The 14090-nt window shown below is 61.9% G+C and carries 14 protein-coding genes; 5 read left to right on the top strand and 9 right to left on the bottom strand.

Annotated elements, in window-relative coordinates:
* Positions 1–8: 8 nt before the first annotated feature.
* From NKJ00_RS02095 to NKJ00_RS02065, 7 genes are all read right to left on the bottom strand, one after another.
* Positions 9–830, bottom strand: a complete 822-nt coding sequence (locus NKJ00_RS02095; protein WP_023808789.1) for a sugar phosphate isomerase/epimerase family protein — start codon at positions 828–830, stop codon at positions 9–11.
* A gap of 63 nt (positions 831–893) precedes the next feature.
* Entirely contained in the window at positions 894–1736 is an 843-nt protein-coding gene (locus tag NKJ00_RS02090; RefSeq protein ID WP_023808790.1) for a carbohydrate ABC transporter permease, read from the bottom strand.
* A gap of 5 nt (positions 1737–1741) precedes the next feature.
* Positions 1742–2638 carry a carbohydrate ABC transporter permease gene (locus NKJ00_RS02085; protein ID WP_023808791.1) on the bottom strand — a complete coding sequence of 299 codons (897 nt, stop codon included), beginning with the start codon at positions 2636–2638 and terminating at the stop codon, positions 1742–1744.
* 137 nt (positions 2639–2775) lie between these two features.
* The gene (locus tag NKJ00_RS02080) at positions 2776–4023 is read right to left on the bottom strand and encodes an ABC transporter substrate-binding protein (RefSeq protein ID WP_352440061.1); all 1248 of its coding nucleotides are present in this window, start codon (positions 4021–4023) and stop codon (positions 2776–2778) included.
* Between the two features lie 110 nt (positions 4024–4133).
* On the bottom strand, positions 4134–5279 hold the full coding sequence (locus NKJ00_RS02075; RefSeq protein WP_352628513.1) for an ABC transporter ATP-binding protein: 1146 nt from the start codon (positions 5277–5279) through the stop codon (positions 4134–4136).
* An 88-nt stretch (positions 5280–5367) separates the two neighbouring features.
* Complete coding sequence (locus tag NKJ00_RS02070) at positions 5368–6318, bottom strand: PfkB family carbohydrate kinase (RefSeq protein WP_352440062.1); 951 nt, start codon at positions 6316–6318, stop codon at positions 5368–5370.
* Between the two features lie 3 nt (positions 6319–6321).
* The gene (locus NKJ00_RS02065; protein WP_127255183.1) at positions 6322–7122 is read right to left on the bottom strand and encodes a beta/alpha barrel domain-containing protein; all 801 of its coding nucleotides are present in this window, start codon (positions 7120–7122) and stop codon (positions 6322–6324) included.
* A 161-nt stretch (positions 7123–7283) separates the two neighbouring features.
* Here NKJ00_RS02065 and NKJ00_RS02060 point away from each other — a divergent pair, with 161 nt between their 5' ends.
* From NKJ00_RS02060 to NKJ00_RS02050, 3 genes are all read left to right on the top strand, one after another.
* On the top strand, positions 7284–8045 hold the full coding sequence (locus NKJ00_RS02060; protein ID WP_023808795.1) for a DeoR/GlpR family DNA-binding transcription regulator: 762 nt from the start codon (positions 7284–7286) through the stop codon (positions 8043–8045).
* A 267-nt stretch (positions 8046–8312) separates the two neighbouring features.
* Entirely contained in the window at positions 8313–9461 is a 1149-nt protein-coding gene (locus NKJ00_RS02055) for a Gfo/Idh/MocA family protein (protein WP_352628512.1), read from the top strand.
* 10 nt (positions 9462–9471) lie between these two features.
* Positions 9472–10413 (top strand): alpha/beta hydrolase, encoded by a 942-nt coding sequence (locus tag NKJ00_RS02050; RefSeq protein ID WP_352628511.1) that lies wholly within the window; start codon positions 9472–9474, stop codon positions 10411–10413.
* 10 nt (positions 10414–10423) lie between these two features.
* Here NKJ00_RS02050 and NKJ00_RS02045 read toward each other — a convergent pair whose 3' ends face one another.
* Positions 10424–11458 (bottom strand): LacI family DNA-binding transcriptional regulator, encoded by a 1035-nt coding sequence (locus NKJ00_RS02045; protein ID WP_352628510.1) that lies wholly within the window; start codon positions 11456–11458, stop codon positions 10424–10426.
* A gap of 412 nt (positions 11459–11870) precedes the next feature.
* Here NKJ00_RS02045 and rsgA point away from each other — a divergent pair, with 412 nt between their 5' ends.
* Complete coding sequence (rsgA, locus tag NKJ00_RS02040) at positions 11871–12881, top strand: ribosome small subunit-dependent GTPase A (RefSeq protein WP_352628509.1); 1011 nt, start codon at positions 11871–11873, stop codon at positions 12879–12881.
* A 26-nt stretch (positions 12882–12907) separates the two neighbouring features.
* Here the strand turns inward: rsgA and NKJ00_RS02035 are convergent, their stop codons facing one another.
* Complete coding sequence (locus NKJ00_RS02035; RefSeq protein WP_023808800.1) at positions 12908–13441, bottom strand: sterol desaturase family protein; 534 nt, start codon at positions 13439–13441, stop codon at positions 12908–12910.
* 173 nt (positions 13442–13614) lie between these two features.
* On the opposite strand from NKJ00_RS02035, the gene NKJ00_RS02030 reads away from it, so the two are divergent.
* Positions 13615–14085: an NUDIX hydrolase gene (locus NKJ00_RS02030; RefSeq protein ID WP_023808801.1), complete on the top strand. Its 471-nt coding sequence runs from the start codon at positions 13615–13617 to the stop codon at positions 14083–14085.
* Positions 14086–14090 lie beyond the last annotated feature (5 nt).

Raw genomic sequence — 14090 nt, 5'->3', positions numbered from 1 at the left:
CTCGTTCTTCAGGCGCCGTAGGAGCGCATCGTCTGGCGGTTGGTCTTGACCGCGCCGGCGGGATCGGCGGCGGCCGTTTCGGATTCTTCCTCCAGCACCAGCCAGCCATTGAAGCGCGGTGCGGTGCCGGCGATCTCGATGACCGCAGGCGTGTCGCAGACGCCCTTGCCAAGCATGGCCCAGGTACCGTTGGCATCGACGTCCTTGAGGTGGATGTAGCGGATGCGGTCGCGGTGGGTGCGCAGCGTGTCGGCCATGTCCTTGTGGCCGCGCAGGATATGGCCGGTATCCGGCACCCAACCGACCAGATCGGGATCGAGCAAGGCAAAGATCGTGTCGTAGTCGGCCCGGTCGAACAGCAGCGTGTTGTGGTGCGAGCTTGGATGCACCGCGACCTGGACGCCGGTCTTGCGGCCAAGCTCGCCAGCCTCGTTGTAGACCTCTGCGGCGATGGCGAATTTGTCGTCGCGCGGACCGTCGGAGACCACCGTCGCAGAGCCCATCGACACGAGCGCGCCAGGGAAGGCGGCGGCGAAGTCGATCCAGCGTTTGGCGGTCTCGAGATCGGCGCCGATCTCCTCCTTCAGCGTAAAACCACTGTTCGAGCCAAAGGCGAAGGAAACCAGCGTCAGCCCCGACGCCTTCAGCGCGGCGGCGAACTCCTCCGGCTTGTCGCCATAATGTCCGATCATGGTGTCGGTGATCTCGATGCCGGCATAGCCACCGTCAGAGATCGCCTTCAGCAGATCGTCGGGGCCGCCGGTGAACCGGTCTCCCAGCATTTCCCAGGTGAAGGTCTGGCAGCCGACTTTGAGGTCTTTCACGTTCATCCTTTCATTCCTTGGTATCGCCTATTGCTTGATGCCACCCTGCGTCGCCGTCGGATGGACGTCCTACTTGACCGAGCCCGCGGTCATGCCGGCGAGGAAGTACCTCTGGGCAACGAGGTAGATGAGCAAGAGCGGTAGCGAGCCGAGCACACTCATTGCCATCATCTGGTTCCATTCGAAGGCGTGCTGCCCCATCAACAGCTGGATGCCGATCGGGACGGTGCGCATGGACGTTGACTTCGTCAGTGTCAGCGCAAAGAGAAATTCGTTCCAGCACAACAGGAAGGTGTAGACTGACGTCGCCACGATGCCAGGCAGTGAAATCGGGACTATCACCCGCCAAAGCGCTGTCCAACTGGTGCCGCCATCGACGGCTACAGCTTCATCGAGATCGCGGGGCAAGGTGTTCAGATACCCCGTCATTAGCAGGATCGCGTAGGGCAGCGTAAACACCAGATAAGTCAGGATCAGTGCGACATAGGTGTCGAAGATGCCGTATGAGACGACGAGCCCGAAGAAGGGGATCAAAAGTGTGATCGGCGGAATCGTCTGCGTGCTGATGATGATTGTGTTGAGGCTGCCCTTGCCGCGGAAGTTGAAGCGGCTGAACCCGTAGGCCGCCAGCAGGGCGATCAGCACCGTCAGCACAGTCACCGCTCCCGCCACGAAATAGCTGTTGAAGAAGAAGCGCAGCTTTACCGGGTCGCCAAGGATGGCTGCATACGCTTCCAGCGTAAACGCCTTTGGCAGGATGGTTGGTGGCAGGGCAAAGATTTCGGTATTCGATTTGAACGAGCTGCTCAGCATCCAGTAGATCGGAAATGCCGCGAAAAAGAGCCCCGCTGCAAGCGCTACATGGAGCGCGACGGTGATCAGCCTGTCTTTCGGCGTATGCCTTTTCCTCATGATGACTACCGAGCCTTTTGATAGCGAATATAGAACAGCGTCAGGCCGAGAGAGATCAACAAGATGACCACAGCGCTCGCCGAAGCCTGCGACAGGTTGTAGCTCGAAAACGCCAGCTTGTACGTGTAGGTGCTGAGGACCTCGGTCGAGTAGATCGGGCCACCGCCCGTCGTTATCCAGATTAATGGGAAGACCTGCATGGTCCAGATGAAGTCAAGCAGCGAGATGCTGATGATGATCGGCATCAGCTGCGGAATGGTGATGAAGATCAGCTTCTGGTAGGCTTTCGCCCCGTCGATATCGGCGGCCTCGTAGAAATCCTTGGGAATGCCCTGCAAACCCGCGAGCAGGCTGACCATGAAGAGCGGATAGCCCGCCCAGATATTGGCGAAGGTGACGGCGTGCAGCGCGGTCTCAGGCGAGGAAAACCATTCGACCTTGGAACCGATGATGCCGATTTGCATGAGTATGCTGTTCACGACACCGTTCGGCTCAAGCAGCAGGCGCCAGATCACGGCGATAATCACCGCGGTGAACAGCCAGGGCAATATGTAGAGCACGCGCAGAATATTGCGCAGCGTCGGATTGATGCGGTCGCTGTTCAGCATGAGCGCGAAGGCCATGCCAATGGTCATGTGGAAAATGACACTCATGCATGTGAAGTAGAGCGTGTGCCACAGCGAAGCCCAGAACACGGGGTCGTCGAAGATCGCCTGGTAGTGTTTCAGTCCGGCAAAGGATGGGTCACGACGCAGCACCGCGCTGTTCTGGAACGAGTAGCCAATCACCGTCACCATCGGCAGCAGCATCAGAAGCCCGATTATGAGCAGCGAGGGCGACAGATAGAGGTAGGGTGCGACCGCTCGTTTAAGCTTATGGTGGGAGCGCTTTTGCCGGGTCATGTGCCAACCTTGGGATACGCCTTCAAGAGAAGGTAAGCTTCAAAAACAGGTCCACTCAAATTGCCGATCCGTTGTTGCCGGGTGGCCTGCCCGAAGTCAGGCCACCCGGTCAAAGATAGCAAACGGGAACAGGCCGATCAGAATTTCGCCATCCAGCCCTTCTGAGCGGCGGCTGCGGCTTGTTCCGGAGATTGCTCGCCGGCGAGCATCTTTTGAGCTTGCACGTCGAACTGGGTCATCAGGTCTTCTGCCACCGGCAGGCCCGTGAACTCATTGGCGAGATAACCGGTCTTGAAGATTTCAAAAGCCTTGCCGAAAGCCTTGTCCGAGGTCACGAAATCGGGCTGGGCGTTGACGTTGCCCGGGAAGGCGTTTGCAAGCGATACGAGCTTGGCGTTCACCTTTTCACTCATCACATATTGGACGAGTTTCCAGGCCTCTTCCTGATGTTTCGAGGCAGCAGAGATGCCGATGCCCCAGGAGGCATAGGGAAGGCCGCGCTTGCCGGTATAGTTTTCCACGACCGGGACCGGGATGAGGTCGAAGTTCAGCTTGGGATTGCGCTTACGGATGAGGTTCACATGCGCGAGCGAGTCGATCATCATCCCGACGCGGTTGTTGACGAACTCCTCGACCTTTTCCTGCTCGGTCTTGGTGGCGATGCCGGGCGAGATGGTTCCGGCGTCGTTGAGAGATTTGACGAAGGTGAGCATATCCACCACCGGTTTGCCCTCAAGGTCCGGCTTGCCGTCCGCCATCATCGACTGACCCGAAGCCCAAACCCACGACATCATGTCGTTCTGGACGCCGGATGGCGTTTGCAGCGAGAGGGGCAGCACCCAGCCATACTGGTTCTTGTCGGCGATCGTCATCTTCTTGGCGGCTTCGAGAAACTCCGCACGGGTCGACGGCAGCTTGGTCACGCCTGCCTGGGCGGCGAGGTCCAAATTCACGAAGACCGGATAGACGAAAGAAGCCACGGGAAACATCACCGCCTTGCCGTCCACCTTGACGATGTCCGCGACCTGGCTCTTGTCGAAACCGCTCGCATCCATCATCGGATTCATGTCGGCGAGTGCGCTCTGCGCATTCAGATTGTTCACCCAGGCACCGTCGAGACCGACGACGTCGCTGAGCGTTCCGGTTGCAGCACCAACCGAGATCTGGTCGCGCGTGGTCGCGTAGGGGCCGCTGACCAGCGTCACTTTGATTCCTGGATTTGCGGCCTCGAAGTCATCCATGATTGCCCTGAGCGAGCCAGCCGGCAATTCGGGCTCCCACCATTGGGTGAATTCCAGCGTCGTATCCGCCATGGCGCCGGTTGCGCCAAGCAACCATGCGGCTGCGGCTATTTTCAGCATCGCGGGTTTTATACGAAACGTCATCTTCTCCTCCTTCTTTATATTCGACCGCACAATGCGGCCGATCGTCTGGTTATTCACAAGTCTTCTTATGCAGGTGCCTCACCCTCACCCGCGGGTCTTATCGCTGATATTCAGATTGCCAGATGCGTCTCGGGATCGAAGAAATGGAGCTTGGTATCATCCAGGGCCAAGCTGATTTCCGAGCCGGAGCGGACTGTGCTGACCGGTTCGAATTTCGCCACCGCATTCGACGCCAGGCCGAAATCCTGCACCGCGTCGGGGTCGCCGGAGTCCACCCGGACCGCGTCGATGTCGAGATGGACGATTTGTTCGGATCCAAGTTCTTCGATCGAGGTCACCTTTGCCGGTATCGTCTGATACTTGCGGCCGGATTCGAGGCTGCTGTCATAGAGATCCTCCGGTCGTATCCCGAACACGACCTTGCGCCCCGCATACGACCTCAAGTCCGGCCTGCGGACGAAGGCTGCATCCTGCAGCCGGATGGCTAAGGCGCCGGACATCAGTTCGTCGCCCGTCAGGGTCGCCTCGAAAAGGTTCATTGAAGGAGACCCGATGAAGCCGGCAACGAAGGCGTTCACCGGCGATTCATAGAGCCTCTTGGGTGTGTCGACCTGCTGCAGCACGCCGCCTTTCAACACCGCGACCCGGTCGCCCATCGTCATGGCTTCGGTTTGGTCGTGGGTCACATATATGGTCGTTACGCCGAGCTGCTTTTGCAAACTGGTGATTTCGGCGCGCATTTGAACGCGCAGTTTCGCGTCCAGATTGGAAAGGGGTTCGTCCATGAGAAAGGCTGCCGGCTCGCGCACCATGGCGCGGCCCATGGCAACCCTTTGACGCTGTCCGCCTGAAAGGTTCGCGGGCTTGCTGTCCAGCAGAGACGTCAGTTGAAGGGTTTTGGCGATCTCGTCCACGCGCTTTTTGCGCTCGGCCTTCGGCTTGCCCGCCAGCCGCATCGAAAAGCCGATGTTTTCGAACACCGTCATATGCGGGTAGAGGGCGTAGCTCTGGAAGACCATCGCGATGTCGCGGTCCTTGGGCGGCATGTCGACAACGTCGACTCCGCCGATCCGAAGGCTGCCGCTGGTGACGTCCTCCAATCCCGCGATCATCCGCAACGCGGTGGATTTGCCACAGCCGGACGGCCCGACGAGAATCAAAAACTCGCCGTCCTTGACCGACAGGCTCAATTGGTCGATTGCGTGAAAATTGTTCCCGTATGTCTTGCAGATATTCTCAAGAACGACTTCTGCCATATTCCTCCCTCCACAAGTCTAAGCCACTGATTTTTATGATTGTCCTCGGCTTATGTTCACCTGCGAAATATTCCTCGGATAGTTCGGACTAAGTTCCGGTATCGAGCCGCGCATATTTCAGTTCGACTGCCGACGGCGCTTTCGTCGATGCCAGAAGTTCCATGACCTGGTCGTTGGTCGGAAGCGCCTCGCGTCCGCCCCGCCCCGTTATCGAAAGGGCCGCCGCCGCAGCCGCGAATGCGACCCGGCCTGCGGTGTCGGCCCCGCGCGTTAATGCAAGGGCATAGGCGCCATGAAAGCAGTCACCGGCGCCGGTCGAGTCGACGACGGCAACCCGGTGCGGAGGCAGGTGCCAGAGCCCTGTCTGGTCGCGTCCGCGATAGAAGACGCCCCTGCCGCCATCCGTCAGAACCACGGCGGACCGCGACGGCAACCACAATGCGTCGAGTATCTCGGCCGGCGACCGGCGGCCGGTGGCGGTCCGCGCAAAGCCGAGCGGAAGAATGAGATGGTCGCAGAGCCCGATCAGTCTCTCGGTGGCCGGGCCGTGGCTCCATTCGACATCACCGAGGATCGCAAGGCCGAGATCGCGAGCCCGGGCCACGACATCCAGCGACCCGATCCCGTAACTGTCGACGATCAGGACTGTCGCGCGGCTGAGAACCTCGTCCGGAAAGTCCGGCGCGGTGCCCAGCATCGCTTCGTCGTCATACGCGATGAATCGCTCGCCATCCGAACCGACGGTGATCCGCGAGCGCACCGGGCGCGCGTGCGGGTGGCGCGGCGCGAACGCGGTTTCAACGCCGCTCGCAACGAGATCGCACAACACGGCGTCGTCGGCGGCATTGCCCAGCCATCCGACGAACCCGGCGCTTCCGCCGAGCCGCGCGACGGCGGCAAGTGCCGTCGCGACATTTCCTCCGAAAGCTCGGGCACTTTGCAGAACCTTCCCCTTGCCCGCCGACAACGGCTGATCGACATAGACGATGTCGTCGATCGCAATAGCTCCGAAGCCGAGGATTGAAGGGACGGTGGGCATCGTTCAGGCACCCGCCTTCGCCAAGGCGTCTTGCGCCGAAAGGCCGTCATGGATGACGCCTCGAAAGGCGATCGCTGCCTTTTCCGGATCGCCGTGCCCCCAGAGATTGCGACCCACCACGGCACCGCGCGCGCCGGCACGGATGGCGTCCGCCGTCTGCTGAAGGGCGCCGAGCAGCGTGTCGGTCTTCGGACCGCCGGCGATCACAACCGGCACCGGGCAGGTCCGAACGGTCTCTCGAAACGACTCGAAATCGCCCGTGTAACCGATCTTGATCACGTCGACGCCGGACTCGTAGCCGATGCGTGCCGCATAGGCGATCTCGTCGGGGGTGAAGACGATTTTTGCCCCGTCGGTGAAATCGCGAGGGTAGATATGCGCCACCACCGGCATGCCGTAACGGGCCGCCGCATTCACCGAATCGGTCAGCCAGCGTATGTATTTGCCCTCGGTCGCGCCGCGCACCGGAATGGCCACGGCCAACGCATCGGCGCCAGCGCGCACCGCATCCTCGGGCGTTGCAATCAGTTCACTGATGCGATCGTCCGGGGTGAAGCAGCCGGCCTGGATCACCAGGCAAGCCTTGCCCGCGTATTGCGGCCACAGATGGCGCGCAGTGCCAGGCTGGATGCTGACGTAGTCGGGTTTGCCTACCATGACGCGTGCAAGCGCGCCCGGCAGGTCGGCAAGACCTCCTTTGCGCACGTCGCCATAGCCGACAAAGTGGTCGACCGCGCCGCCAAAAAGATTCCCCGATGGATGTGAGAAGAGGCGCGCCAGGCGCACCTTGGTTCCGAGGCTCATGAGTCCAAAACTCTCCAATCGATTGATTTCAAAATCCTAGACCTAGTGTTTGCGAAAGAAAGGACAAATGCAATCTTTCGAAAGCTTTCGAATTCGCGTATTTTTGGTAGAGTGAACCGAAGCCAGGGCGATCGCTTGGCGCATGGAGGCAAGGACAGGGCATGTTGTCAGAGCAGAGACGCCAGTCGATCCTGGGTGAAGTGCAACGCAGCGGACAGGTTCGCATCAAGGACCTGTCAGACGATTTTGGCGTGTCGGAAGTCACGGTGCGCTCCGACCTTGAGATACTGGACCGCAAGGGACTGCTGACCAAGACCCGTGGAGGCGCAGTGACCCGGACCACGGATTCGACCACGGCCGCGTTCGCCCGGCGGATGCAAACGAACCTCGATGCAAAGAAACGCATCGCCCGGGCAGCGGTAGAACTGTTCGAGGACAACCAATCGGTCATCTTCGACGGCGGCTCGACATTGATGCAGGTTGCCATGCTGTTACCGCCGCTCAGCAATGTCGTGGTCGCGGCCACGGCGATGAATATCGTGCAGCATCTGATGCATCGGCCCGGGCTCGACGTTCACATGATCGGCGGCCGGGTCTATCCAGACACGGTGAGCACACTGATCACCGATGCCGACACGGCTCTCGGCGGCTTGGTAGCGCATCAGGTCTTTGTTGGAGCGCATGCGATTGACTCGTCACTGGATGTGGTCGACGTGAACGAAGACATGGCGCGAACGAAGCGAAACCTCGTGCGCATGGCCCGGCGCGTTGTCCTCCTTGCGGATTCGAGCAAATGGGGCGTCAGCGGGACCTCAAAGGCCTTTTCGCTGTCGAGCGTCGATGTCGTGATCACGGACGATGGCCTGTCCGGCGCGATACGCAGCCAGCTTGATAGGACCGGGGCCAAGGTGATCTATGCCTGACTCCATCGCGGTCCCTGGCCACGACGGAAATACCCAATGCGCGCATGACCCACGGGATTCGCATCGGCGGTCGGCCGTTTTTTCATGTCGGTCATTTTCTCCTCCCAGGGCTGGCAGCCTCCCGATATCGCGCCAGCATTTTCGCATGTTGGATAAAAATTTTACGCGCGTCAATATTTAAAATGTTGTATAGCGCTTTGCGAAAGCGATCCGTTGCCGGCTGGGCGGATCCGGCGGAGCATGGCGCATCGGGAGGTACGATCGAAAATGCACGGGATACCAACGACGAAACTCGGGATCGGCGTCATCGGATGCGGCAATATCTCGATGACCTATCTGCGCAATGCCGCCCTCTTCGGCGGCATCGAATTGCGCGCCTGCGCCGATATCTCGGCCGACATGGCGGCGCTGCGGGCGAAGGAATATGGCATACGGGCACTCGGCGTCGATGCACTGCTGGCCGACCCCGAGATCGATCTTGTCCTCAACCTGACCATTCCGGCGGCGCATTTCGATATTTCGTTTGCCGCGCTTTCGGCCGGCAAGCACGTCTTCACCGAAAAGCCACTCGCCACCTCGGCCGCCGATGGACAGCGCCTGGTCAATGAGGCGCGGTCGCGCGGCCTGCTGCTCGGCTCGGCGCCCGACACGTTCCTCGGTGCTGCCGGGCGCCGTGCGCGCCGGTTGATGGACCAGGGCGCCATTGGCCGTCCGGTCACCGGCACCGCCTTCATGATGGGCCGCGGCATGGAGCACTGGCACCCCAACCCGCAATTCTACTACCAGCCAGGCGGTGGCCCGGTGTTCGACATGGGTCCGTACTATCTGACCATGCTGGTCAATCTGCTCGGCCCGGTCGAGCGCGTCATGGCAATGGCGACACGCGGCCAGGAAGAAAGGCTGATCACCGCCGAAGGGCCATTCAAGAACACCACATTCAAGGTCGGCACGCCGACCAATGTGCTGTCGCTGCTCGAGTTCCGCTCCGGCGCGACCGTCACCTTCGGCGCCTCGTGGGACGTCTTTCGCCACTCCAACCATCCGATCGAACTGCACGGCACGGAGGGCTCGCTGCGCCTGCCCGACCCCGACACGTTCGGCGGCACGGTGTCGCTGTCGGAACGCGGCACCGACTGGCAGGATTTCGCCAGCGAGGGCGAGCTCTACGGCGCCCGCAACTGGCCTTACGCGGCACCCGATCGCGCCAATTACCGCATGCTCGGCGTCGCCGATCTGGTGCGCTCGCTTCAAACCGGCAACACCCCACGGGCCTCCGGCAGCCTTGCGCTGCATGTACTGGAGGTCATGGAGGCTATCCTGCGCTCCGGTGAAACACAGGGCTCGGTCGCCATCGCGGGCGATGTCGTGCAGCCGGCTCTGCTGACCGAGGAAGAGGCGAGCAGCCTGCTGGCCTGAGGGTATGATCATGACGCTCGATCCGGATGCGCTGCGCGTCCTCGAAATTGGTCGTGCAGCCGGCGGCGAGCCATTCGAGACCGGCAGCGTGGCGGCGGCGCGAACTGCCTACAACGCCTCGTTCCCGGCGCTACAGGGTGAGCACGAGCCGGTCGCTGCGACCCAGGAACGGCAGATCGACGGGCCGAATGGGCCTATTGCGCTCCGCATCCATCGCGGCATCGGCGCACCGCAAAGCGGGGCGCCGGCGCTGCTCTATTTGCATGGCGGCGGCTGGGTCATCGGCAACCTCGATTCGCATGACGAGATCTGTCGCCTGATGGCCAATCTCGGCAACGCCGTCATTGTCTGTCCTGACTATCGCCTGGCGCCGGACCATAAATTTCCCGCCGGGCTCGAGGATTGTTTGGCAACTCTTCGTTTCCTGGCCGAGAACGCCGCCGATCTCGGCATCGACAAGGCGCGCATCGGTGTGGCCGGCGACAGTGCCGGCGGCAACCTCGCCGCCGTGCTGGCGCTGCTCGCCCGCGATGGGCTGGCGCCAGCCCTTGCCGCGCAGATCCTGATCTACCCCAACACCGACGCGCGGCAGACATCCGACAGCTACCGGCGTTTCGGCGACGGCTTCGGGCTCACCGCAACCACCATGGCCTGGTTCCGCGACCATTATTTGCGAACGCCCGACGATATCACGGACTGGCGCGTCTCGCCCTTGCTGGCGCCTGCCCTCGCCGGCGCGGCGCCGGCTTTTGTGGCGCTTGCCGGCTGCGACATCCTCGCCGACGAAGGGGCAGCCTATGCGGCGCGCCTGCAAGCCGCGGGCGTTCCGCTCATCCTGCGGCAATGGCCGGGCCAGATCCACGGCTTCGTCTCGATGGGACGCCATATCCCCGCTGCCCGGCAAGCGGTGGCCGAGGCGGTGGCGGCCTGGCGCCAGTTCGAGAAAAGCTGACGCCGGTCGCTCAGGCCGACTGACGCATCACCAGGGTGGCGCCGAGCTTGACGGTGCGCGCCATGCCCTGCTTCGGGGGATCGGCCTCGTCCAGCAAGGCCAGCAGGATCTCGACGCTGCGCCCGGCCATGGCGGCGAAATCCTGCGCCATGGTGGTCAGCGCCGGGCAGGTGTAGCGGCTCAGCGGATGATCGTCATGCGCAGCGACGCGCAGATCGCAATCGGGCCTGCGGCCGACCTTCAGGCCGCGCGAGTACGCGGCTGCCATCACGCCAAAGGCGAGACGATCGTTGGCGCACAGGATGGTGCGGCCGGGCAAGGCGCCGGCCTCCAGCATTTTTTCCGTCTGCTCGTAGCCGATGCGTTCGAAGTCCCAGGTGTAATCGCGGGCGGCCTCGATGACGACCGGCTTGATCCCGGCGGTCTCCATCGCGACGATGTAGCTTTCCTGGCGTTCGCCGGAGTTGTGGTTGACGTGTGGGATGTCGAGATAGACCGGCGGCTCACCCGAACGGCAGAGATAGTCGACGATGGTCGAGACGCTCTGCCGGTTGTCGTTGCCGACGAACGGCGTATCGCCCTCGATATAGGTGTCGAAATAGACAATCGGAATGTCCTGCCCGAGCTTGTCGAAGACGCCGCGGTCGGAAGCCAGACCCAGTGGGGCGATGATCGCGCCGGCGACCTTCAGGGACAGCAGCGTCCTGACCGACTCCGCCTCCAGCTTCGGCGAACCATGCGAGGAGATGACGATCGGCCAGTAGCCTTCGTCGCGGCAGCGAAATTCGATGCGGCTGACCATCTCGGCGTAGAACGGATCGGTGATCGTCGGCACGACGATGCCGATGTTGCGGGTGCGCTTGCGATTGAGATTGCGGGCGAAAAGGTTGGGCTGATAGTCCGAGGAGCGCAGGGCGGCTTCGATGCGCGCCCGCGTCGCCGGCTTCACGCTCGCCGGATCGTCGAAATATTTGGACAGCGTCGGCCGGGACACGCCGCATGCCTGGGCGAAGTCGTCCATCGTGCGGTGTGTCTTCTCCGCCATCGATATATTCCTGATCCCCTGCCATGATCGGCCCCGCCACCAGTCATGCGGCCGTTGACCGGATGCGACAATGCTCGACAGAACTTATTCAGTCAATTTTCACGGTTACCAATAGAGCGCAAAAAAATTGCATGCGTCAAATTATTTGTTAACGTTTAAAGCTGACGTGGCTCGCCGCCGTTTTCCCGCCAAACGCTTTCGGACAGCGCTGTTTCGTCGACTTGATCGTCAGTTCGACTATCAAGGGATAGGCTGCAGAAGCTTGCCGCTCGCTCTCGGCTACGGGCCTGCTTGCCAAATGTCGCCATGCCGCCCATACACGGCTTGGGCAATCGCCTCGCCCGTTCGCCACCTGCCAGGGATACTGTCCGATGTCTGCGACGCCGTGGTCAAAGCCGTGACGGATTCTTCCATGCCATCTCTCGCCAGCCTGGGCTGGACGGATTTTTTCGCTGATCAGCTCGAGCCCGACGACGCCGATCTCGTGCCGACGCGGATCGCCACCGTCCACCGCGATCGCCTGACCGGCCTGTCGCAGGCAGGGCCGGTCGATCTGACGCTGCCGGCGCAGGCGAACACCGGTGACTATGCGGTCGGCGACTGGGTGCTGGTCGATGGGCATGAACACCTTGTCCAGCGCCGCCTGTCCCGCAAGACGGTGCTGGAACGCCGCACCCAGGGCGGCAGGGTGCCGCAGCTTGCCGCGGCCAATGTCGACACGCTGTTCATCGTCACCTCGTGCAATGCCGACTTCAACCCCGCCCGCCTCGAGCGCTACCTGGCGCTGGCCAACGAGGCCGGAACGACGCCGGTGATCCTGCTGACCAAGGCCGATACCGCTGAAGACGCCGGGAGCTATGAAAGGCAGGCTGCCGCGCTGCAGCGTGGATTGCCGGTCGTGATGCTGAACCCCCGCACATCGGATGCGGCAACCGTCCTGGCTGCCTGGTGCGGTGTCGGCCAGACGGTGGCGCTGATCGGCTCCTCCGGCGTCGGCAAATCGACGCTGGTCAACACGCTGGCCGGATCGGCGCAGCAATCGCCGCAACAGACCGGAGGCATTCGCGAGCACGATTCCAAGGGACGCCACACCACCACGTCGCGATCGCTGCACGCCATTGCCGGCGGCGGCTGGGTGATCGATACGCCGGGCATGCGGACTTTGCAGGTCAGCGACGTCGCCTCCGGCATCGACACGCTGTTTGCCGAAATCACCGAGCTCGCGCCGCTCTGCAAGTTCCGCGACTGCACGCATGTGCATGAGCCGGGCTGCGCTGTGCAGGCTGCCTTAAAGGCCGGGACGCTCGATCCGGAGCGCCTTGCCCGCTGGCGAAAACTGTCCGACGAGAACCAGAACAACACGCCGGTTCAGAGCGGCCCCCGCGGAGCCAAGTCTCCCGGCGGTCGCGGGAAGAGGCGTTGAACGGTTGGGGTTGGTCTGGCCTCGGACTAGAGCCGCGCCGTCCCGAAAACCCGATCCCAGAATATCGACGTCACGCCGAAATTGGCGTTTTCGTCGACATGATGATGCACGGCGTGTCGGCGCTTGAGCGTGTAGAGATAGCTCGGATGGGCGGGGTGCCAGTGATGGATCATGTGGTGGATGCTGATGTACCAGAGGTACCCCAGCATCAGCCCGCAGCTTACCGCGCTCGCGGTTGCGAAGTCCGAGACCACCCAAACGGGCACAAACGCGATCAGCGCATGCACCCCGAGGCTGAGCCAGGTCGGGGTGCCCACCGAACTGCGCTCCTCGACATGGTGACGATCATGCAGGTCCTTGATGTAGGGAATATGGTGAAGAACGAACCTGTGCAGCACATACTCGATCAGCGTCCAGAGGCCTAGACAGGCGAGGACCGTGCCGATCCAGCCTGGTGCACTCTCTTCGCCGGCCTCGAGCAGCCCGGCCACTGCCAGCACGGCGATTACCAGCGGATACACGACGAAGTCGCTATAGTAGCCAATAAGACCGAGTTGCATCGTCACCTAGCCTTCGAGCCGCCAAATAAGCGATGGTATCAGATTGCCGGACTCGCGGGTGAGGTGCAATGCAGACGAACCTGACATAGCGTCGCAATCCCTAGGTGCAAGGTTCGCGTCAACGATTCAAGGACCATCGGCAGGCTGCCGGCTTCGCAAACGGACGTATCACAATGGCAAAACGCAGTGCGGGATTGCTGATCTATCGCCGCGGCGACGGCGATCTCAGGGTGTTGCTGGTTCATCCGGGCGGACCGTTTTGGGCGAAGAAGGACGACGGTGCGTGGTCGATACCGAAGGGCCTCATCGGCGAGAACGAGGACGAGTTGGCGGCAGCGCAGCGCGAGACCGAGGAAGAGCTCGGCATCAGGGTCGATGGGTCCTTCACGCGTCTCGGCGACTACAGGCAACCAGGCGGAAAGATCGTCATGGCCTGGTCTGTCGAGGCGACCGCCGACATTGATGTCGCCGCCATCACGAGCAACATTTTTACCATGGAATGGCCGCCAAGGTCGGGATTCCTGAAGGAGTTCCCGGAGGTGGACAGAGCGGGCTGGTTCACCTTGGCCGAGGCCGAGGTGAAGATCCTCAAAGGGCAGCGCCCGATGCTGTCGGACTTTGCCAGGCAGCAAGGCGCCGGATGATCCGC

This window comes from Mesorhizobium sp. M0227 (genome assembly GCF_040321855.1).
GTDB lineage: Bacteria > Pseudomonadota > Alphaproteobacteria > Rhizobiales > Rhizobiaceae > Mesorhizobium.
The sequence above is the reverse complement of the archived record's forward strand: the minus strand, read 5'-3'. Positions and strand labels throughout refer to the sequence as shown.